Raw genomic sequence first — 19,946 nt, 5'->3', positions numbered from 1 at the left:
TTTGCCGCTTCCACAACCGCGCAGCGCCCGGATGGTTGGCCTCAGCCTTCCTCTCGCTGCAGCAGAACGGTGTCGATCTGCTCCAGCAGGCGCGAGAAATCCACCGGCTTCGGGTGGTAGTCGTCGCAGCCGGCCTCGATCACCTTTGCGCGGTCTCCGGACATGGCATGCGCGGTCAGCGCGATGATCGGGATCCGCGCCGTGCTGTCCTGCCCGCGCAGCGTGCGCGCCGCTGTCCAGCCATCCATCACCGGCAGGTTCATGTCGAGCAGGATTACATCCGGCGTTTCGGCGGTGGCCTTGTCCACGCCCTGCTGCCCGTCATGCGCCAGGATCACCTCGAAGCCGCGGCGGCGCAGGCGGCGTGACAGAAAATCCCACAGCTCCTCGTGGTCCTCCACCAGCAGGATCTTGGTCATGGCGTGCCTCCTTCAGGACGGGTGATGGTCGCCTCCGCCGTGCGTGGCGCGGTTGCCGCGATGCGGCGCAACTCAGTGATCAATTCGGCCGGGATGCTGTCCTCGCCGGGCGTGACCTCGTGCACGGCGGTGCGCAGGCGGCGCAGCTCCTCCTCGTCGGCCGTGCCCTCGGTCATGGCGATGATCGGCAGGGAACGCCATTCGGCACGCTGGCGCAGCTCCTGGATCAGGCCGAAGCCGTCGCCCGGGCCGCCATCCTGCACTTCCACCAGCAGCAGGCCGGGCGCCGGCTGCATCGCCATGCGCCCCAGGGCGGCAGCGGCGTTCTCGGCTTCCTCCACTTTCCAGCCTTCCTGCTCCAGCAACTGGCGCAGCTCGCCGCGTTGCTCGGTGTCCTGTTCCACCACGAGGGCCACGCCGGGGGCAGGTTGCAGGCGGTAGCGATCGAGCACGCGCTTCAGGCGCCCCCATTCCACCGGCTTGTTCAGGTAGTCGGCGGCGCCGAGCGAGAAGGCCAGGCCGCGCTCCTGCACCACCGTCACCATCACCACCGGGGTGTTGGCGAGGTCAGGATCCGCCTTCAGGGCCGACAACACGCCCCAGCCATCCAGGCGCGGCATCATCACGTCGAGCAGGATGGCGGCGGGTTTCAGCAGCCGCGCCATCTCCAGCCCCGCCTTGCCGTCGGGGGCGACCCGCACCGCGAAGCCTTCCCGCTTGAGGAAGCGGGCCAGCAGGTCGCGCGTCGCGGCATCGTCGTCGATCACCAGCACCAGGCCGGCCTGGTCGGCCGCCTCCGCCTCCTCCGCCGCCAGCGAGGTGCCGCCGGCCTGCACCGCGCCATCGGCCTCGTCGACGCGGACCTCGCGCAGGTCGGCCGGCAGGCGGATGGTGAAGCAGGTGCCCTGGCCAGGCTTGCTGTCCACCGTGATGCTGCCGCCGAGCATGCTGGAGAATGCCTTGGTGATGGCGAGGCCGAGTCCGGTGCCTCCGAAGCGGCGAGTGGTGGAGCTGTCGGCCTGGGTGAAGCGCTGGAACAGCCGGTCCAGCTGTTCCGGAGTCATGCCGATGCCGGTGTCGCCCACGCGGAACACCAGCCAGCCCGGCTCCTGCGGGTCGGGATGCGCGCTCAGGGTGATGCGGCCCGCCTCGGTGAACTTGGCGGCGTTGCCGAGCAGGTTGAACAGACATTGCCGCAGCTTGACCGGATCGGAATGCATGGCCGGCAAATCCGGCGCAAGGTCGAGAACCAGGGCGTTGTGCTTCTTGGCCACCAGCGCTTCCACCGTGTCCGCGACCTCTCGCAGCAGGCCGGCGGTGTCGAAATCCTCCGGCTGCACCTCCATCTTGCCGGCCTCGATCTTGGACAGGTCGAGCACGTCGTTGATCAGCGACAGCAGGTGGCGGGCGTTGGATTTGATCTTGGCCAGATCCTCGCGGAAGTTCTCGCCATCCTCGAGATCCTGGGCCTCCTCCTCCAGCATCTCGGAATAGCCGATCACGGCGGACAAGGGCGTGCGCAGCTCATGGCTCATGTTGGCGATGAACTGGCTCTTCGCCTTGTTGGCGTCCTCGGCGGCGTCCTTGGCCAGCGCCAGGGATTCCTCAGCCTGGCGGATCTCGGTGATGTCGGTGTTGGTGCCGAACCAGCCGATCAGCTTGCCATCCGGGAATTCATCATCCGGCGCGTCGCGCAGCGGCAGGGCGCGGGACAGGAACCACCGGTACTGGCCGTCGGCGCCGCGCAGCGGAAAGGTGTCTTCCCACGGCTCGCCGGCGGCGATGGCGGCACGGAAGCGCTGGGTGGCGGCTTCCAGATAGTCCGGGTGATGCGCCTTCTGCCAGCCGGAGCCGCGCATCTCCTCCATGGTGCTGCCGGTATAGTCGAACCAGCGGCGGTTGTACCACTGGATCTCCCCCTGGTCGTCGGTCATCCAGGCGAGCTGCGGCACCGAATCGATGATCAGGCGCAGCCGAGCCTCGCTGCGGCGCAGCCGGTCCTCCATGCGGCGGCGGGCGGTGATGTCAACCGCCGTCAGCCCAACGCCTTCGAGGTGCTGCGCCAGGGTGCTGCCGTCATGCAGCGGAAAGAAGCTCATGCGGAGGTGGCGGGCGGCGCTGCCATTCGGCCGCAGCGTCACCTCCACGTCGGATTGCGCCTTGCCCCCTTCCAGCACCCGGCGAAGCTGCGGCTCGATCTGTTGCCGCGCTTCCTCAGGCAGGGTGCCGTCGCGCGTGCCGAGCACGCGTTCGCCCAGTTCGGCCAGGGTCTTGTTGGCATGTCTTACGCGCAGCCCGCGGTCCAGAAAGCCGAGGCCCACCGGCGCATGTTCCATCACGCCGTCCAGCAGAGCGGTGGCGCGCCGTTCCGCCCGGCGACGGTTGCGCGCGTAGAGCGCCAGCAGCAGGCAGGCCGCCGCCGCCGCGCCGAGGGAGGAGCCCGCCAGCCATGGCGCCCGGCGCGCGTCGCGCTGCTCCAGCCGGAACTGGTGGTCGCGAGTCGCCGCCTGCAGGGTCCTGACCTCGCCACGGATGCCATCCATCAGCTGCTTGCCGTCACGCGTCTCGATCATGCGAACCGCGGCGTCACGGCCCTGCTGGCGGTAAAGGGCGATGTTCTGCGCCGTCCAGGCCAGCTTGGCGTCCAGCAACTCGCGCAGGCGACTCATCGATGGCGTCTCGCCGGAGGGTTCGGCGGCCGTTCGCAACGCGGCCAAGCGTTCCGCCACCTGACGGCGGCCCTCCTCGTAAGGCTCCAGATAAGCCTCGTCCCCCACCAGCACAAAGCCACGCTGGCTGGTTTCAATGTCCTTCATCGCCGAGAGCAGACTTTCCGCCTGCAGCACAGACGCCGAGGCCTGGGCGATCTGGTGGCGGGTCGCGGCGCCGAGGCGCCATTCGGCCACCCCGAGGCCGATGGACAGCGCCAGCAGAACAAGGGCGGCGGGCAGGGCAAGGCGCGTCAGTCTGGCGGAAGGCGCGGCGGATGGCGAAGTGGGCAAGGCCGTAGGTTCCAGGGTTGCCACCGGTAACGCGCGGCACGGCCGCGGGGTTCACCACCGCGTCACCGAAGCTTCACCTTATGGGTCTGGCCTCAACCACCTTGGGCGCTGCGGCGTTGATGGAGCCGGTTCATGCCCTACCGGCTGGGCCGCAGGAGCACCACCCATGATACTTCCCCAGGCCGCGTCGGCCGCCAAGCCCGGTCGCGCGCTGCAGAACGGCTTGCTGTCCACCGCGCTGATCATCGCCGGGCTGTATTTCGGCCGCGACGTGATCGTGCCGCTGGTGCTGGCGGTGCTGCTGGCCTTCGTGCTGGCGCCGGTGGTGACGGTGCTGCGCCGCGTGTTTCTGCCCAATGCGCTGGCGGTGGTGCTGTCGGTGCTGCTCGGTGCCGGGGCCATCCTGGGCATCGGCATGGTGATGGCGCGGCAGGCCGGCAGTCTGGTCAGCGGCCTGCCCGCCTACCAGGAGAACCTGCGGCAGAAGCTGCAGAACCTGCACCTGGCCGAGCTGATGCAGGAAGTTCAGCTGGTGCTGCAGGATCTGCGCAGCATGGTGGGTGACAGCCTTCCTTCCGGCGCGCGCAGCGGCGGCCACGCCGCCCCGGCCGGCAACAGCACGATGCCGCCGGACCTCGGCACCACGCCGCTGGAGGTGATCCAGGGCTTGGCCGGGCCGGTGCTGGCGCCGCTGGCCACCGCCGGCGTGGTGGTGCTGTTCGCCATTTTCGTGCTGCTGTACCGTGAGGACCTGCGCGACCGGGTGATCCGTCTGGCCGGCAGCAGCGACCTGCACCGCACCACCGTGGCGCTGAACGACACGGCACGGCGGCTGTCCCGGCTGTTTCTGGCGCAGGTGGCGCTGAACGCGGCGCTCGGTGCCTTTATCGGCGTGGTGCTGTGGCTGCTGGGCCTGCCCAGCGCGGCGTTGTGGGGCATCCTGGCCGGGCTGATGCGCTTCGTGCCGTTCCTGGGCCTGTTCATCGCGCTGATTCCGCCATTGCTGCTGGCGGTGGCCGTGGATCCGGGCTGGGGCCTGGCGATCTGGGTGCTGGTGTTGTTTCTGCTGGCCGAGCCGATGATGGGCCATGTGCTGGAGCCGATGGTGTTCGGCCGCTCCACCGGCCTGTCGCCGGTGGCGGTGGTGATCGCCGCGGTGTTCTGGACCTTTATCTGGGGACCGATCGGCCTGCTGCTGGCGATGCCGCTCACCGTGGTGCTGGTGGTGCTCGGGCGGCACGTGCCGAGTCTCGGCTTCCTCGATGTCATGCTGGGCGACCGGCCTTCGCTGCGGCCGGAGGAAAGCTTCTACCAGCGCTCGTTGCAGGGCAATGCCGCCGCGCTGCTGGAGCAGGCGCGGCTGACGCTGCGCGAGGCGCCATCGCTCACCGCCTATCTGGACGGCGTGGCGCTGCCGGCGCTGGCGCTGGCCGATCACGACTGGTCGCGCGAGGAGCTGGAGCCAGAGCGTCTGGACCAGGTGCGGGTCCAGACCGCCAGCCTGCTGGACGCCGTGCAGAAGGAATCCCCGGTGCCGGAATTGCCGGCGGATGCGCCGCTCTGCCTGTGCGCCGCCGGGCGCGGCCGGCTGGATGACCTGTCGGCCTCGATCGCGGCCCTGGCGCTGCAATCGGAAGGCGTGGCGGCGGCCATGACGCCGGAAGGCGCCGAGCTGCCGCCGGACCTCGCGTCGCGCACGCGGCTGTGCTGCATCTCGGTGCTGGAGGAAGGCAGCAGCGCGGCCAGCGTCCGGCTGATGATCCGCCGCTGGGAGAAGGCGCTGCCGGAGGCCGGCATCGCCATCGGCGTGTGGCATGCCCGGCCCGACAGCGCAATGCTGGCGCAGCTGCGCCAGGAAACCACCGGCCACCCCATCGTCACCTCGCTAGGCGAGCTGGCGGCGCTGTGGCGGGCCTCGGCCGGGCAGGCGGCGCGCGCCGAAACGCCCGCCTGACCGTTCCGGCCGCTGTCAGCCGATGGCCGGGCCCTGCGCCTCGCTCGGCGTGTCGCTGGCCGGCAAGGCATCGGGCAGCTCGCGGCCCGGGCCGGTGCCGTCGCGGGCCGTCCGCGGCGCGGTGTCGCTGTCCGCGTCCCGCATCGGGGTGCCGGTGACGTAGGAGCGCCAGACGCGCGGCAGGATGCCACCATGGCGCCAGTATTCCACATCCTCCGCCGTATCCAGCCGCGCCGTCAGCGGAATGGTGTCGCTGCTGCCGTCGGCCCGGTGGATCACGCAGCGCAGCTCGGCACGCACGCCGATCCTGCCGGCGAGGTCGATCACGTCGAACACCTCGCTGCCGTCGAGGCGCAGCGTCTCGGCCGTGGTGCCGGCGGCGAATTGCAGCGGCAGCACCCCCATGCCGACCAAGTTGGTGCGGTGGATGCGCTCGAAGCTTTCGGCGATTACCGCCTTCACGCCCAGCAACGCCACGCCCTTGGCCGCCCAGTCGCGGGAGGAGCCGCAGCCATAGTTGCGCCCCGCCACCACCACCAGCGGCACGTCGCGCCTTAGATATTCCTGCGCCGCCTCGAAGACGCGCATCTGCGTCCCTTCCGGCATCACCCGGGTGACGCCGCCCTCGATGCCGGGAACCATTCGGTTGCGCAGGCGGATATTGGCGAAGGTAGCGCGCACCGCGACCTCATGGTTGCCGCGCCGCGTGGTGTAGTTGTTGAAGTCCTTCCGCTGCACGCCCTTGGACAGCAGGAAATCCGCCGCCGGCGTGCCTAGGCTGATCGCGCCGGAGGGCGAGATGTGGTCGGTGGTGATGGAATCGCCCAGGATCACCAGCGGCCGCATGCCGGTGATGTCGCGAACCGGCGGTGCCTCGCGCGTCAGCCCGTCGAAATAGGGCGGGCGGCGGATATAGGTGCTGTCGCCCTCCCAGGCGAAGCTTTCGCTGTGCGGCCGGGCCAGCGCGTCCCAGGGCTCGCCGCCCTCGTACAGCTCGGCATATTTCTCCACGAACAGGTCGCGGGCATAGGCGCCCTCGATGGCCGCCGAGACCTCGGCGGCGCTGGGCCAGATGTCGCGCAGGTAGACGGGCTGGCCGTCGCCGCCGGTGCCCAGCGGGTCGCGCGTGATGTCCACCGTCAGCGATCCCGCCAGCGCATAGGCCACCACCAGCGCCGGAGAAGCGAGGTAGGCGGCACGCACATTCGGGTGGATGCGGCCTTCGAAATTGCGGTTGCCGGACAGCACGGCGGTGGTGACCAGCTTCTCGCCCTCGATCGCCTCCACCACCGGCTCGGGCAGCGGGCCGGAGCCGCCATTGCAGGTGGTGCAGCCGAAGCCGGCGATGTGGAAGCCCAGCGCGTCGAGGTCGCCTTGCAGCCCAGCCCGCTCGAGCACCGAGGCGGTCACTTGGCTGCCCGGCACCAGGGAGGTTTTCACCCAGGGCCGGGAGCGCAGGCCGCGCGCCACGGCCTTCTTCGCCACCAGCCCGGCTGCCATCATGTTGGCCGGGTTGGCGGTGTTGGTGCAGGAGGTGATGGCGGCGATCACCACCGCGCCGTCGAACAGCGCGAAATCGCTGCCGGCCACGGGCGAGCGGCGGGCCGGGTCGATCGGGCGGCCGGCGATCTGCCGGTGGTGCTCGGCGAAGGCGGCGGGGGCGGTTTCCAGGTCCAGCCGGTCTTCCGGGTTGCGTGGGCCGGCGATGGCGGGGCGGATGCTGTCGAGGTCCAGCGTCAGCACCGTCTCGAACCGCGGCGCCGGCACCGTCTCGTCGTGCCACAGCTTCTGGGCCCGGCAATAGGCTTCCACCAGCGCCACCTGCTCCTCGTCGCGGCCGGTGACGCGCATGTAGTCAAGCGCGCGGCGGTCAACGGGGAAGAACACCGCCGTGGCGCCGTATTCGGGCGCCATGTTGGCGATCATGCCGCGGTCGCCGAGGGACAGCACGTCGAGGCCGGGACCGAAGAACTCGACGAACTTGCCAACCACGCCGAGGGAGCGCAGCTTCTCGGTGATCGCCAGCACCAGGTCGGTCGGCAGCACGCCGTCGCGCAGGCTTCCCGTCACCTCGATGCCCACCACCTCCGGCAGGGCAATGGCGACGGGCTTGCCCACCATCACCGCCTCCGCCTCGATGCCGCCGACGCCCCAGCCAAGGATGCCGAGGCCGTTCACCATGGGCGTATGGCTGTCGGTGCCGACGCAGCTGTCGGGGTAGGCGACCTCGCCCTCCGGCGTGTTGTCGGTCCAGACCACGCGGCCAATCTGCTCGATGTGCAGCTGGTGCATGATGCCCTTGCCGGGTGGCACCACGCGCACGCCCTCGAAACTCGACGAGCACCAGCGCAGAAAGGCGAAGCGCTCCCCGTTGCGGTCGTATTCGCGGGCAAGATTGATGCGGGCGGCATCCGGGTTGGCCCAGCTGTCCACCTGCAGCGAATGGTCGATGATGACGTCGATCGGCACCTGGGGCGAGACGGTGGAAGGGTCGCCGCCCGCGCGCCCCACGGCGTCGCGCATCGCCGCCATGTCCACCAGCATCACCAGCCCGAGGATATCCTGGCCGAACACCCGCGCCGGGTAGAAGGTGATGCCGGCGCCCACCTCGCGGTTCAGCAGCGACCGGACCTCGGCCGCCGTGTCGGCGCCGCGCAGCGCGGCCTGGCGCAGCAGGTTCTCCAGCAGGATGCGCAGCGTGACCGGCAGGGTTTCCACTTCCGGCACATCGGCGATGGGCACGTAGCGGAGGCTGCGGCCGCCGACGTCCAGGGTCTGGAGGGCAGGGGAGGGAGCCATGCGGGGCGTTCCTTGGGACAGGGGGGACCGGGAAACAGGGGGTGCTGGGAACCGGGGCGGCCGTTCGACTGGTGTTTTGTACCATGAGCGGGTATCGTACAAGAGAAAGCTCGGATGGAGGCAGGAAGGGGCCATGGGATCGCTGCACGTGCTGCTGGCGCACCGCGTCCTTGACCACATTCGGGCTGAGGGATGGACCGCCGGCCACCACCTGACGGAACAATCGCTGGAACCGGTGCTGGGCACCTCCCGCTCCCCGATCCGGGGCGCGCTGGCGCATCTGGCGGCACAAGGCATCCTGGTGCCGCGCCCGCCGCGCCGCGGCCTGTTCCTGGCGCGCGATGCCACCGAGCTGGCGCTGGAGCGCCACCGCCCCGATGCCCCGGCCGAGGAACGCGCCTACCTTGCCCTGGCGCGCGCGCGGCTGGCGGGCGAGCTGCCGGCCGTGCTGTCGGAGAACGAAGCGATGCGCCGCACTGGCCTGGCGCGCGACGCGCTGCGCCGGGTGCTGGCGCGCGCCGCCCAGGAAGGCTGGATCGAGCAGCGCCCGTCCCGCCGCTGGTCCTTTCTGCCGATGATCGACGGGCCGGAGGCCTGCGCCGAGAGCTACACCCTGCGCGCCGTGCTGGAGCCGGCGGCGCTCAATCTGCCGGGCTTCGCGCCCGACCCGGCCGTGCTGGCGCGGCTGCGAGCGCAGCAGGAGGCGCTGGTGGGAGGTGCCGTGTTCCGCGCCGGCGACGCCGAGCTGTTCGCCGCCAACTCCACCTTCCACGAATCCCTGGCGGCGCTGTCGGGCAACCGCTTCGTGCTGCAGATGGTGGTGCGGCAGAACCAGTTGCGCCGGCTGGTGGAATACCGCGCCATCCTGGACCGCGAGCGGGTGCGCCACCAATGCGTCGAGCACCTGGCCATCCTGCAACGGCTGCAAGAGGGTGCCTCCGGCGCGGCGGCGGAGCTTCTGGCCAGCCATCTGGCCCAGGCGGGCGCGGAGAAGGTGCGGCTTTTGCGGCGGGCGGAGCGTGCCTCCCCGAATCAGATCAACAAGAACCGGACCCACAAGGAAACCCCATGATCCAGCGTTCCCTTCCCGCCGTCTTCATGCGCGGCGGCACCAGCAAGGCGCTGATGCTGCACGCCCGCGACCTGCCCGGTGACCGCGCCGCCTGGACGCCAATCTTCACCGCGGCGATGGGCACGCCGGACCCTTATGGCCGGCAGCTCGACGGCATGGGCGGCGGCGTCTCCTCGCTGTCCAAGGTCTGCGTGCTGGCGCCCTCGCCGCGCGCCGACGCCGACATCGACTACACTTTCGCGCAGGTGCTGATCAAAGAGCGGCGCGTCGACTACAAGGGCAATTGCGGCAACATGAGTTCGGCCGTCGGTCCCTTCGCGGTGGAGGAAGGGCTGGTGCGGACGGAGGGCGACACGGCCCGGGTGCGCATCTTCAACACCAACACGCAGAAGATCATCCACGCCACCTTCCCGGTGGAGGATGGCCGCCCGCGCTACGATGGCGACCTCGCCATTCCCGGCGTGGGCGGCACGGGCGCGCCGATCAGGCTGGATTTCGTGGAGCCCGGCGGCGCCACCACCGGCCGGCTGCTGCCGAGCGGCGCGGTGCTGGACGTGCTGGAGGTGCCGGGCTTCGGCAGGCTGGAAGCCTCCCTCGTGGATGCCGCCAACGCCGCCGTCTTCGTGCGCGCGCGCGACATCGGCCTGACCGGCCTGGAACTTCCGGACGAGCTGGAAGCCGATCCCGCGATGCTGGAGCTGTTGCAGGCGATCCGGCTGCAGGCTTCGGTGCGGATGGGCATCGCGCCGGACGTTGAGGCGGCCCGCGGCATCACCAGCGTGCCCTATATCGGCTTCGTCAGTCCGCCGGCCGAAGGCCGCACCCTGTCGGGCGAGGTGGTGCGGGCAGGCGAGGTGGACCTCGTGGCGCGCGTACTGTCCAACGGACAGCCGCACCGCGCCCTGCCGCTAACCGTGTCGCTCTGCACGGCCGTTGCCGCCCGGATCAGCGGCACGCTGGTTGCCGAGGCGCTGTCGCCGGAAGCCGGGCAGGAAGCGTTGCGCATCGGCATGCCGTCCGGCGTGCTGACGGTGGGTGCCGATGTGTTGCAGGAGGCGGGCGGCACCTGGGTGGCCCGGGCCGGCTCCTTCTACCGCACGGCGCGGCGGCTGTTCGACGGGCAGGTCTGGGTGCCGGGCGCCGCCGTGGCGGAAGCGGGCCACGCCGGCTGACGACCACACCTGCGTGCGGCCTCCATCGGATAGGCCCGGCGGCCTCGCAGCCGACGCCCAGGCGGAGGGCTGTTGTCAGCCCAGCCAGATCCCGTCGCTGATCTCGGCGGCGGTCTGCTGCCGGTTTTCCGCACTGTCCGAGAAGTTCACCAAGAGTTGCTCGCGCGTCAGGCCGTTGCCCAGGCCGGCGGTGTGCGCCTGGAAGCCGACCTCCTCGGGTTCCCGGGCCAGGACGTTGCGATACAGCAGGGTGACGAATTCCGCGTCGGACGGACTCGTCCCGTAGCGTCCGGTGAATTCCGACGAATCGAGGAAGTTGGAACTGATGGCCAACAGGCCGAGCCCTTCATCCAGGGCTTGGACCTGGTGCCGCAAGCCGTCCACATCGGGATCGCGGGCAAAGGCGGCCTGGTAGAGCCGGTAGGCCTGGCCGGCCGGACCATCGGCATCCAGCGCCAGAGTGCCATCTGTAAATTCCAGGCGCTCGATGCCATCCAGGCTGTCGATGCCGTCGCGGCCGGCCACGCCATCCTCGACCTGGCCGGTGGTTCCTTCCCTGGTCACGGTGAAATCCGCGCACGGCCCCCGGTAAAGGGCGGTGTCGGTGCCGCCATGGCCGCTGATTACGTCGTTCCCGCCCTGTCCGGAGAACACGTCGTCCCGGTCGCCTCCCTCGATCAGGTCGGCGTCCGGGCCGCCATCATTGTTTGAAACGGCGATCGGAAAGAATTCCGGGGCGCCGTAGCCTGTTGCTGGTCCGACAAACTCGTCCACCCCCTCAACGGCCTCCAGCCCCCACACCATCCAGGACGGTGCGACGGGAGCATCATCCTCGGCGGTGTTCAGCGTCACGGTCTTCGGACCCGTCTCTCCCGGAGCGAAGCTCACGGTGATGGGCGTGCTGTAGCCCAGATATTGCCGCGAATCGGCGATGCTGTCCTCGGAAAGAGGGCGAAAGGCGAAGCTCGTGGCGTCCGCCGGGTCGTCGTGAACAAACTCAAACGTGACCGGGTAGCCTTCGGCCACGAGGACCGGACCTTCCGAAGCATCCTGTCCTGCAAGGGTCGTGGTGACGATTGGCATGGGCGCTCCTGTGGCCGGATTCTCTGGCCTGTTCGGTCAATGGGGGTTCCGGTTCCGGAGCAGATCAGCGCCGCCGGTGGATCGGAAACCATGCTCCGGGAGCGTTCGTGTTGAAACCTCTCAGCAGTTTGTGAACTTCAAGAAAGCACCCGTTATGGTTGTATGCTCGTTATGGCAAGCAACCGAGATCATGCGGCAGGCCAGTGGTCAGGAGGAACACCCGTGACACAGAACGCGGTTCTCATGCTGCCCGTGGAGGACGTGAACCTTCAGGTGCTCGGGTCGGACATCGGCGAGGTCAAGTACCTCGACGCGAACCAGGTACAGGTCGTCTGCCCTGACCGTCTCGCGCTGCGTACAGCGATCACCGTCATGGTTGCGCTCGGATGCGGTGTTGTATCGACCGATCTGCCTGCCCCCTTTCCCGGACGAAGGTTCTGAATGAGCCGCCATCCGGAGGCGAAGCGTCTGCCAGGCCTGCGGGGAGGATCATCATGCCAGACGGGCTGCGCCCTGTGACGTCGCGGGCAGAGTAAAGGGGGAGCCGGAGTTCGCCATCCTGTGGTCCAAAGGACGACGAGGCTTCGTGACACGGCCTGGCCGGTCCCCACCGTTCCAACCGGGTAACCTGATGGATTTCGGTGGAGGCGAAGCAACAGCCATGCTGGCAAGCGCGGGCCAGACAGTTGATCCCGGGCGATGACCGGACCGAACGGGCCCGGGCCGGGATGCCGCGCGATCCACAACGAACCGAGCAGGTCCTTCGTCCAGCTCAGATCACGGACGACCCGCATGCTGAAGACGCGACGAACCCACGGCCGCGACACGAGCACCAAGATATCCATGACGTCCGGCCATGTTCGTCCGTGCAGCGGGTGGCGGCCTCGATGTCAGATGAAACCAGGGAAATCGATGCTTTGATCTCCGGCGGCACGAAGATCCGGAAACGATGTTTCCAGATGTCATTCCCAGCAACATCCTCACCGGTAAGGGACAAGTTCGGCAGCACTTCGAACCTGAAGCTGCGGGCTTGAAAAGCTATGGCAAACCGGGGAAAAGGAGCGCGGCGCGCCGAGGTGAATTATTCAACTCGGACGATACCTGTGTTTGGGAGGGGGATCCGCTGGAGCCCCTCTTGATCAACAATCTGCCGGGTTAGCACAGCGGTAGTGCAGCGGTTTTGTAAACCGAAGGTCGGGGGTTCGATCCCCTCACCCGGCATCATCCTGAACAGATCCGGTTCGCAAAGCCATTCGGCAGCTGATTGCTGTCCGGAGGTGTCAGGGAAGAAGGGGCCTCGCCCGCTCTCGGAACGGAAGCCGTGCCGCTCCTGCGTCGGACCGGCTTCGCTTGCAGGTCGGCAGCCTCGGGAGGCGAGTTCATTCCACGCCGCGATGCACCCGGCGCTGACGCTGATCGCCCGGTGGCTTTGGCGGAGTTGCGGCATTCCGGGAGGCGGGCAGCCAGAGGGACACCGTTGTGCCCTGCCCGGGCTCGCTCTCGATCCGCATCGATCCTCCTGATTGCGCGGCGAAGCCATGCGCCATGGACAGTCCCAGCCCGGTGCCTTGACCGGAAGGCTTGGTGGTGAAGAAGGGTTCCGCCGCCCGCTTGAGCGTCTCCTGGTTCATCCCGGTTCCCGTATCCGACACAAAGATCCGCACGAAGGGCGCCGTGGGAGGGCGATCCTCGTCGGCTTCACCGACCACCGCTCCGCCCGGCTCCGCTCCCAGCGAAATCGTGCCGCCTGCCGGCATGGCATCACGCGCATTGATGACCAGGTTGATCAGAACGGTTCGAAGCTGTCCGGGATCGACATGGGCGTGGGGCGTCGTGCCCTCGACCTTTGCTCGAATGCTCATTCCGGGCGGAAGGCTGATCATCAGGACGGCTTCGAGGTCGTCAACGAACCTGGCCAGATCGACGTCCTCGGCATGCAGCTCATCGCGCCGCGAGAACGTCAGGAGGCGACGTGTCACCATCGCGCCGCGCTCGGCTCCTTCGCTGATGCCGGCGATGAGCCGGCGAACCTCGGCACCACCCTCATCGAGCAACCTGGCGTGCCGCTTCTCCAGCAATGTCAGGCCGGCGAGAACAACAGCGGCCGCATTGTTGAAGTCATGGGCAACGCCGCCGGCAAGCTGCCCCAGCGCCTCCATCTTCTGGGTCTGCTTCAACCGTTCTTCCATGGCCAGGCGGCGCTGGCCTTCCTCGGCCGCGAACTGAAGGGCGGCACGTTCCGCCCGCATCCGGCGCAGGGTGAAGAGTGAAACGAGCACCAGCACGAGGGACGCTGCGAGAGCCACGGCACCATAGGTGAGCAGGTTCCGGCGCCAACGGCCCAGCAGGGCGTCAGTCTTGGCCGCATACGCCACATAGGCAGGCCGGGAGCCGATCTGCCGAAAGGCGAGAATGATCTCCTCGCCATCGCTCGCCGAGGCCGTGACAACGGTCCCCATGCTTTGCCCCCGGCCCATGGCGGCCCGGAGCGGATTGCCCGGGGAGAACACCACGGTCTGGCCGGCAGGCACCTGCGGTTCACGGGCCAGCACGGCGCCGTCGCTCCGCGCCAGGACTGCGGCGAAGGTGGTGGGCGGGATGACGTCCTGGTAGAATCGTTGGAAGTATTCCGGGCTCAGGGACACGTGGATGACCCCGTTGAAGGATCCATCAGGCGATGTGCGCCGCCGGCTCATCGCGAAGGATGGGATCCCCGTTGCGCGTCCCACGAACCAGGAACCGATTTGCGTTTCTTCTGCTGGATTGTTGACATGCGCCTGGAAGAATGGCCGGTCGGACAGGCGGACGTCCTTGCTCCAGGGCTGGCTGCCGGCCTGCACAACACCGTCCGCATCGGTGATCCAGACCGACACTACTTGGTCCAGCGACGCGATCGCGCGGGCCAGGAATGCGTTGGTCTGGGGCCCCACGATCTGATCCCGCGACATCGACCGGGTGTGTTCATCGACATGGGCCAGGATCAGTTCAGCCGTATCGAAAACCTTCGCGGCATGCTCATGCATCACCGCGGCCGTTCGCTCCACGGTGCTGGTGCTGTCACGAAGCACTTCGTTGCGGTTCCACGTGGCCGCTGTCACGAAGACCAGGGCCGGAACTGCGATCGCAGATGCCAGAAGAAGCCGGCTCTGCTTGGCCATGTTTGGCATGATGCTGGGACCATCCACCCGGACGGCTCACTTCGCTGGTGAGGGCGGCTGACACCAGCTGAGCCGATCGACTGATTTGCTGGAGCTCTGGTAGGCGCCCGGGCTGCCAAAAGCAACCTGGGGCTGCATTGGGTGGCAGGGTCGGAAACGGATCAGCCCGATGCCCGGTGATCGGGAACAAGTGGACAGGGCCAGGGATCCGCCTCCTGATCAAAACTTGAGGCTGGCCGGAGCGGGGTCGCGCCTATGCTGTGCTCAGCGAAGGAGCGCCCATGTCCACCGTCAGTGATGACCTGCGGGATCTGTTGCGGCAGTATGTGAGGGAGCAGTGCGCCGACACGGCCACGCTGGCGGGGAGGCTGGAGGGCCTGAAGGCCTCGCTGGACCACCTTCTGCAGATGGTCCCGCTTCAGGGCGATGCCGTGGGCGAGACGATGATGCGTGCCCGCATGGCCGCGGAGCTGCATGCCGAGCTGGACCGGCTTACATCTGCCCATCGCGGACGAGACTAAGCATCGTTCAGCGAACACTGCCGGCGCGGCCAGTCCGGCGGCGGAAGGCGGCCGGCCCGGGCGGAAGGACCAGATGGCAACTCCGGCCGGCTCGGCCTACTCGGCGGGCATCATGCCGAGGCTGGGGACTGCGGGAGGCGCTACCCGCCGGGCGGCTGGGCGCAAAGACGAGTCCTGATGGGCCCAGTAGAGCATTATCCCCATCAGGCTCCAGGTAATGCCGGCGGCGGCAACTATCATCATGAACGTTTTCCTGGGTTTGTTGGCGTTTTTATTATGCTTGTTGTGACTGTAGGGATCGCCGCCGCGCCGCGTCAACCGAGAGATTAAGTTCTCCGCTGTGCCTCACAGCGAGTAGTTCATTTGCATACATACGTTATTGCGGCTGGCTCCAGGTGATCCAATTTGCCACCGGCCTCGTGAAGGCCGCTCATGGGTCATTCGGCAGGATCACCGATCCCGCCATCCGGAGAGTGCGCCTCAGCGGCAGGCTTGGTGTAGAATGCGGGCCTGACCGGTCGAGGGAGAACCCGCATGGCAATGTCCTGGAACCGCCTGGCCTGCTGCGCCCTGCTTCTGGTGTCCGGCTGCGCCAGCTGGAGCAAGCCCGGAGCCTCCACGGCCGAGCGCCGGGCCACGCTGCGGCAATGCGAGGCCGGGGCCGAGGCCGCGGTGCCGCCGGTGTGGGAGAACACCATTGCCCGCTCCGGCGCCTGGATCCCCTCCCGCACCGAATGCACCGCTGATGGCCGGGCCTGCCGCAACGATGGCGCCCGCTTCCAATGGCCGGAATATCGCACCCGCGATGCCAATGCGGGGCTGCGCGAGAGCGTGGTGGCCAGCTGCATGCGTGACCAGGGCTGGAGCCCGACAGGCGGGCTCTAGCGCGGGTCGCGGCCGGGCGGCGGGATGAGGTCGGCCTCCGGTCGGGCAAGGCGATGCCGGCGTGGGCCCGCCCGCCCCGTCATGGCGGCGGATCGCCGGCCGCCGGTGGCCGGCCCGCCTGATCCGGTGTCGCCGGCCAGTCACCCTGCCACGCCACCCAGGCCCGCAGCGCCAGCCAGCACCCCATGGCCCAGGCCGCGCCCAGGGCCCAGCCGGCCAGCACATCCGTCGGCCAGTGGACGCCGAGATAGATCCGGCTCGCCCCGATGATCACCACCAGCATCACCGCGGCACCCAGAACATAAGCCTTCAGCCGCCGCGACCGGGTCACGCCGGCCAGCAGCGTGCCCAGCGTCAGGTAGCAGGTGGCGGACAGCATGGCATGGCCCGACGGGAAGCTGGCCGTATGCACCTCGGCGAGATGCGCGACCAGGCCAGGCCGCGGGCGGTCGAAGCCTTGCTTCAACAGGCTGTTGAGCAGCATGCCGCCGCCGAACGAAACTGCCAGCAACAGCGCCGAGGCCCATTTCCTCAGAAACAGGATGTAGCCCAGCGCTAGCAGCCCGACCAGGATCAGCACGGCGTGGCTGCCCAGCGCGGTGTAGTCGCGCATCATGATGTCCAGCCAGAACGGCCCGATCGGGTCGGAGCGGTCGGCCGGGTTGCGCAGGGCCAGCAGGATGGTCTCGTCAAAAACACGGGTGTCGCCTTCCAGCGCCTCGTCCACCAGCCAGGCGAAGCCCCACAGCCCCAGGGCGCAGCAAAGCAGGGCCGCCAGGGTGACGAATTGTCCCCAGCCGAACCGCGCGCGCAGTTGACGATGGAAGGGCAGACCGTCGGGCATGTCGGTTCCTCGGCAGCGGACAGGGCTCAGACGCCGCCGGGGCGGAACAGTTGCCGGAAACTGCCGAGCTTCTGCGGCTTTGCACATTGCGCCGGCGACAGTTTATCGCAATCTGCGGCAGCATTCGGACAGGGGGCAGTTATGCAGGAGCGGGCCGCGTCCAGCGCAGAGGCCCTGACCACGATCGGGGCACGACATGCCTTGCTGATCGTCAACCGCAACGCCCGCAATGGCGGCGCCGCCATCGAGGAAGCGCTGGACGTGCTGCGCGGGGCCGGCTGGATCCTGCAGGAGGTACCCTGTTCCCCGGGCCAGATGGCGGCCGACGTGATCCGCGCCCAGGCCCGGCCGGAGATCGGGGCGGTGATCCTCGGCGGTGGCGACGGCACCCTGAACGGCGCGGCGCCGGCGCTGATCGAGACGGGCCTCCCATTTGGCATCCTGCCCCTCGGCACCGCCAATGATCTGGCACGCAGCCTCGGCATTCCGCCCGACCCCGTTGAGGCGGCCCGCATCATCGCGGGCGTGCCGCCCCGCCCGATCGACCTCGGGGAGGTGAACGGCATCCCTTTCTTCAATGTCGCCTCGATCGGCTTCAGCGCAGAGCTGGCGCGGGACCTCGGCCAGGACGTGAAGAAGCGCTGGGGCAAGCTGGGCTACGCCATCGCCGCTTTCCGGCTGCTGCGCCGGTCCCGGCCGTTCACCGTCTGGATCCGGCATGACGGCGCCGAGGAGAAAGGCAAAACCATCCAGGTCTCGGTGGGCAATGGGCGGCATTACGGCGGTGGCATGACGGTGGCGAGCGATGCGCGGCCCGATGACGGCAAGCTCGACGTGTACAGCCTGGAGCTGGATCACTGGTGGCGGCTGCTGGCGCTGCTGCCCTATCTGCGGCGCGGCACCCACGGCCAATGGAAGGACGTCCGCACTTTCCACACCACGGAATGCGAGGTGCGCACCCGCCGGCCAATGCCGATCAACACCGATGGCGAGCTGAACGCCAGCACTCCCGCCCGCTTCAGGCTGCTGCCGCGGGCCGTCCAGGTTTTCGCCCCCACCCATCCCGAAGGAACCGTCCCCTGATGGATTCGCTGCTCGCCCTGGCCGCCGACCCGGCCGTGTGGATCGCACTCGCCACGCTGGTCACGATGGAGATCGTGCTCGGGATCGACAACCTGATCTTCATCTCGATCATCACCAACAAGCTGCCGGCGGAGCAGCAGGCGCGGGCGCGGCGAATCGGCATCGCCTTGGCGCTGATCCTGCGGCTGGCGCTGCTCGGCACCATCGCCATCATCGTGCGCGCCACCGCCCCGTTGTTCGAGCTGTTCGGCCACGCCTTCTCCTGGCGCGACCTGATCCTGATCGCGGGTGGCCTGTTCCTGGTGTGGAAGGCCACCAAGGAGATCCACCACAACGTCGATCCGCCGGCCGAGGGCGACATGTTCGACGGCAAGGCGGCCGGGCTGACCTTCGGATCGGCGATCGTGCAGATCCTGATCCTGGACCTGGTCTTCTCCATCGACAGCATCATCACGGCGGTCGGCATGACGCCGCACGTGCCCATCATGGTGATCGCGGTGCTGGCCGCCGTCACGGTGATGCTGCTGGCCGCCGACCCGCTGGCCACCTTCATCAAGCACAACCCCACGGTGGTGATGCTGGCACTCGCCTTCCTGATGATGATCGGGATGACGCTGATCGCCGAAGGCTTCGGGGCGCATGTGCCCAAGGGCTACATCTACGCCGCCATGGCCTTCTCGATCCTGGTGGAGGGCCTGAACATGCTGTCGCGCCGCGCGCGCGATCGGAAGATGGCGGGCAGGCCGGCCGCGACTCATTGAAACCCTGGCTTCATGAACGTTTTGTCATGTTCATGAAGCCGCCAGACCGGGCGGCGCACCAGAAGGAGATCGCATGAGCCGCCCCATTGCCGACGAGCGACGCATTCTCACCGGCGCAGAATTGTCTGCCGTGGAACGCAGCCGGTACCCGGTGATCTGCCAACTCGAGCGTGGCGAATTGGTGGAGGTCGCCCGCAGCTTGCGGAACTTCCGCGACAAGGCCCGGGACCTGGGCCGGTCCCGCCGCCGGGAAGCTCGCGGCAAGGCCGAGCCGCGCGGAGCCACCCCGGCGCGCGACCCGAGCGGGCTCACGGAAAAGAAGCAGGTCTTCGCCTCGGCCTTGAAGCGGGTGAACCGCCAGCTGACGCGGCAGGAGGATGCCGACCGCCGCGGAAGCCAGGGCGAGATCGCCCGGCGCGCCCTTGAGATGAAACGCGCCAACCGGATGCGGCACCACCCCGGCGCGGGCCGTACGGCCGCGCACGGCATGCGGCCGGTCGAAAGCGGTGCCGGGACCGCGACGGTGGATCCGCGGCAGGTCGGCAGCGTGTCGCAGCAGAACAAGAATTTTCAGGCCCAGAACGACCGTTGACGGGAAGCCCGCCGAGTGGGGCGGCGGTGCGCTGAACGGCGGATGCCGGCGCTGAAACCCTTCTCCGCCGGGATCCGCCACGGTGATGAAGGCCGGAGCGATGAGCAAGGCGACACGCGGCTGGTTGTTGCCAGCGGAGGATCGGAACGCGCTGCTGCGGCAGTTTCCGCCGCGCTATCCACGCCTCATCGCCCACCACGTGACGATGAAGGGTGCCGACACCGCGGAGTGGCTGCGCCGGGTCACCGACGGGCTCGTGCTGGGCGAGGCCGATGACGGCGCCGGGGTGCAGGCGCTGGTGGTGGAGATCGACGGCACCACTGATCGGCCGGACGGGTCCACCTTTCACATCACCTGGTCCCTGGCGGAGGGGCGCCGGCCGGTGGAAAGCAATGCGGTGATCCGGGCGCATGGCTGGATGCCGGCGCAGCGGAAGCAGCGCATCCGGCTGGTGCCGGGCGTGGTGTCCTGAGGCGGCGTTTCCACTGGCCGCTTCCGCCGGATGCCGGCCAGCATCCGGGCCAACTAGAGCATTTTCCACCTACTCCGGCTCATATCCGGCGGCGGTGAAGTAGTTGGCGCATTCTGCTGGGGTGAAGGC

The 19,946-nt window shown here is 68.6% G+C and carries 16 protein-coding genes and 1 tRNA gene; 11 read left to right on the top strand and 6 right to left on the bottom strand.

Annotation, left to right across the window (positions count from 1 at the left end; translation table 11 throughout):
• Positions 1–41: 41 nt before the first annotated feature.
• Positions 42–419 (bottom strand): response regulator, encoded by a 378-nt coding sequence (locus D2K64_RS03705; RefSeq protein WP_120006890.1) that lies wholly within the window; start codon positions 417–419, stop codon positions 42–44.
• Positions 416–3,421: a response regulator gene (locus D2K64_RS03700; RefSeq protein WP_162306145.1), complete on the bottom strand. Its 3,006-nt coding sequence runs from the start codon at positions 3,419–3,421 to the stop codon at positions 416–418. Before D2K64_RS03700 ends, D2K64_RS03705 begins: the two co-directional genes overlap by 4 nt.
• Positions 3,422–3,587: 166 nt before the next feature.
• On the opposite strand from D2K64_RS03700, the gene D2K64_RS03695 reads away from it, so the two are divergent.
• Complete coding sequence (locus tag D2K64_RS03695; protein WP_162306144.1) at positions 3,588–5,375, top strand: AI-2E family transporter; 1,788 nt, start codon at positions 3,588–3,590, stop codon at positions 5,373–5,375.
• A 15-nt stretch (positions 5,376–5,390) separates the two neighbouring features.
• Here the strand turns inward: D2K64_RS03695 and acnA are convergent, their stop codons facing one another.
• On the bottom strand, positions 5,391–8,174 hold the full coding sequence (acnA, locus tag D2K64_RS03685) for an aconitate hydratase AcnA (protein ID WP_120006884.1): 2,784 nt from the start codon (positions 8,172–8,174) through the stop codon (positions 5,391–5,393).
• A gap of 133 nt (positions 8,175–8,307) precedes the next feature.
• Between acnA and D2K64_RS03680 the strand changes: the two genes are divergently transcribed.
• A complete protein-coding gene (locus tag D2K64_RS03680; RefSeq protein ID WP_120006882.1) occupies positions 8,308–9,246 on the top strand; it encodes a GntR family transcriptional regulator in 939 nt (312 codons plus the stop codon).
• Positions 9,243–10,418 carry a 2-methylaconitate cis-trans isomerase PrpF family protein gene (locus D2K64_RS03675; protein ID WP_120006879.1) on the top strand — a complete coding sequence of 392 codons (1,176 nt, stop codon included), beginning with the start codon at positions 9,243–9,245 and terminating at the stop codon, positions 10,416–10,418. The genes D2K64_RS03680 and D2K64_RS03675 overlap by 4 nt, the downstream gene beginning before the upstream one ends.
• A gap of 75 nt (positions 10,419–10,493) precedes the next feature.
• Here D2K64_RS03675 and D2K64_RS03670 read toward each other — a convergent pair whose 3' ends face one another.
• Entirely contained in the window at positions 10,494–11,501 is a 1,008-nt protein-coding gene (locus D2K64_RS03670) for a DUF4214 domain-containing protein (RefSeq protein ID WP_120006876.1), read from the bottom strand.
• A 222-nt stretch (positions 11,502–11,723) separates the two neighbouring features.
• Here D2K64_RS03670 and D2K64_RS03665 point away from each other — a divergent pair, with 222 nt between their 5' ends.
• Together D2K64_RS03665 and D2K64_RS03660 are read left to right on the top strand one after the other, a co-directional pair.
• Positions 11,724–11,942 carry a hypothetical protein gene (locus D2K64_RS03665; RefSeq protein WP_157985706.1) on the top strand — a complete coding sequence of 73 codons (219 nt, stop codon included), beginning with the start codon at positions 11,724–11,726 and terminating at the stop codon, positions 11,940–11,942.
• Positions 11,943–12,650: 708 nt separating this feature from the next.
• Positions 12,651–12,722: transfer RNA gene (locus D2K64_RS03660), tRNA-Thr, on the top strand.
• A gap of 158 nt (positions 12,723–12,880) precedes the next feature.
• Here D2K64_RS03660 and D2K64_RS03655 read toward each other — a convergent pair.
• Positions 12,881–14,668, bottom strand: coding sequence for a hybrid sensor histidine kinase/response regulator (locus D2K64_RS03655; protein WP_120006872.1), 1,788 nt, complete (start codon positions 14,666–14,668; stop codon positions 12,881–12,883).
• A gap of 272 nt (positions 14,669–14,940) precedes the next feature.
• Between D2K64_RS03655 and D2K64_RS03650 the strand changes: the two genes are divergently transcribed.
• Positions 14,941–15,180 (top strand): hypothetical protein, encoded by a 240-nt coding sequence (locus tag D2K64_RS03650; RefSeq protein ID WP_120006870.1) that lies wholly within the window; start codon positions 14,941–14,943, stop codon positions 15,178–15,180.
• A gap of 534 nt (positions 15,181–15,714) precedes the next feature.
• On the top strand, positions 15,715–16,065 hold the full coding sequence (locus tag D2K64_RS03645; RefSeq protein ID WP_120006868.1) for a hypothetical protein: 351 nt from the start codon (positions 15,715–15,717) through the stop codon (positions 16,063–16,065).
• Positions 16,066–16,144: 79 nt separating this feature from the next.
• Here the strand turns inward: D2K64_RS03645 and D2K64_RS03640 are convergent, their stop codons facing one another.
• Complete coding sequence (locus D2K64_RS03640; protein ID WP_120006866.1) at positions 16,145–16,909, bottom strand: phosphatase PAP2 family protein; 765 nt, start codon at positions 16,907–16,909, stop codon at positions 16,145–16,147.
• Between the two features lie 141 nt (positions 16,910–17,050).
• Between D2K64_RS03640 and D2K64_RS03635 the strand changes: the two genes are divergently transcribed.
• From D2K64_RS03635 to D2K64_RS03620, 4 genes are all read left to right on the top strand, one after another.
• Positions 17,051–17,992 (top strand): lipid kinase, encoded by a 942-nt coding sequence (locus D2K64_RS03635; protein WP_120006864.1) that lies wholly within the window; start codon positions 17,051–17,053, stop codon positions 17,990–17,992.
• Entirely contained in the window at positions 17,992–18,753 is a 762-nt protein-coding gene (locus tag D2K64_RS03630) for a TerC family protein (protein WP_120006862.1), read from the top strand. Before D2K64_RS03635 ends, D2K64_RS03630 begins: the two co-directional genes overlap by 1 nt.
• A 73-nt stretch (positions 18,754–18,826) precedes the next feature.
• A complete protein-coding gene (locus D2K64_RS03625; RefSeq protein WP_120006860.1) occupies positions 18,827–19,345 on the top strand; it encodes a hypothetical protein in 519 nt (172 codons plus the stop codon).
• A 100-nt stretch (positions 19,346–19,445) separates the two neighbouring features.
• Positions 19,446–19,817: a hypothetical protein gene (locus D2K64_RS03620; protein WP_120006858.1), complete on the top strand. Its 372-nt coding sequence runs from the start codon at positions 19,446–19,448 to the stop codon at positions 19,815–19,817.
• Positions 19,818–19,946 lie beyond the last annotated feature (129 nt).

The organism is Teichococcus vastitatis (assembly GCF_003604215.1).
Lineage (GTDB): Bacteria > Pseudomonadota > Alphaproteobacteria > Acetobacterales > Acetobacteraceae > Pseudoroseomonas > Pseudoroseomonas vastitatis.
The sequence above is the reverse complement of the archived record's forward strand: the minus strand, read 5'-3'. Positions and strand labels throughout refer to the sequence as shown.

What these genes read in the sequence shown, in the direction of transcription:
- D2K64_RS03695 (WP_162306144.1), top strand. Translation starts at nt 3,588, where the DNA reads ATGATACTTCCCCAGGCCGCGTCGGCCGCCAAGCCCGGTCGCGCGCTG.
- D2K64_RS03655 (WP_120006872.1), bottom strand. Translation starts at nt 14,668, where the DNA reads ATGCCAAACATGGCCAAGCAGAGCCGGCTTCTTCTGGCATCTGCGATC.
- D2K64_RS03640 (WP_120006866.1), bottom strand. Translation starts at nt 16,909, where the DNA reads ATGCCCGACGGTCTGCCCTTCCATCGTCAACTGCGCGCGCGGTTCGGC.
- D2K64_RS03705 (WP_120006890.1), bottom strand. Translation starts at nt 419, where the DNA reads ATGACCAAGATCCTGCTGGTGGAGGACCACGAGGAGCTGTGGGATTTT.
- D2K64_RS03650 (WP_120006870.1), top strand. Translation starts at nt 14,941, where the DNA reads ATGTCCACCGTCAGTGATGACCTGCGGGATCTGTTGCGGCAGTATGTG.
- D2K64_RS03635 (WP_120006864.1), top strand. Translation starts at nt 17,051, where the DNA reads ATGCAGGAGCGGGCCGCGTCCAGCGCAGAGGCCCTGACCACGATCGGG.
- D2K64_RS03630 (WP_120006862.1), top strand. Translation starts at nt 17,992, where the DNA reads ATGGATTCGCTGCTCGCCCTGGCCGCCGACCCGGCCGTGTGGATCGCA.
- D2K64_RS03670 (WP_120006876.1), bottom strand. Translation starts at nt 11,501, where the DNA reads ATGCCAATCGTCACCACGACCCTTGCAGGACAGGATGCTTCGGAAGGT.
- D2K64_RS03675 (WP_120006879.1), top strand. Translation starts at nt 9,243, where the DNA reads ATGATCCAGCGTTCCCTTCCCGCCGTCTTCATGCGCGGCGGCACCAGC.
- D2K64_RS03680 (WP_120006882.1), top strand. Translation starts at nt 8,308, where the DNA reads ATGGGATCGCTGCACGTGCTGCTGGCGCACCGCGTCCTTGACCACATT.
- D2K64_RS03645 (WP_120006868.1), top strand. Translation starts at nt 15,715, where the DNA reads ATGGCAATGTCCTGGAACCGCCTGGCCTGCTGCGCCCTGCTTCTGGTG.
- acnA (WP_120006884.1), bottom strand. Translation starts at nt 8,174, where the DNA reads ATGGCTCCCTCCCCTGCCCTCCAGACCCTGGACGTCGGCGGCCGCAGC.
- D2K64_RS03625 (WP_120006860.1), top strand. Translation starts at nt 18,827, where the DNA reads ATGAGCCGCCCCATTGCCGACGAGCGACGCATTCTCACCGGCGCAGAA.
- D2K64_RS03620 (WP_120006858.1), top strand. Translation starts at nt 19,446, where the DNA reads ATGAGCAAGGCGACACGCGGCTGGTTGTTGCCAGCGGAGGATCGGAAC.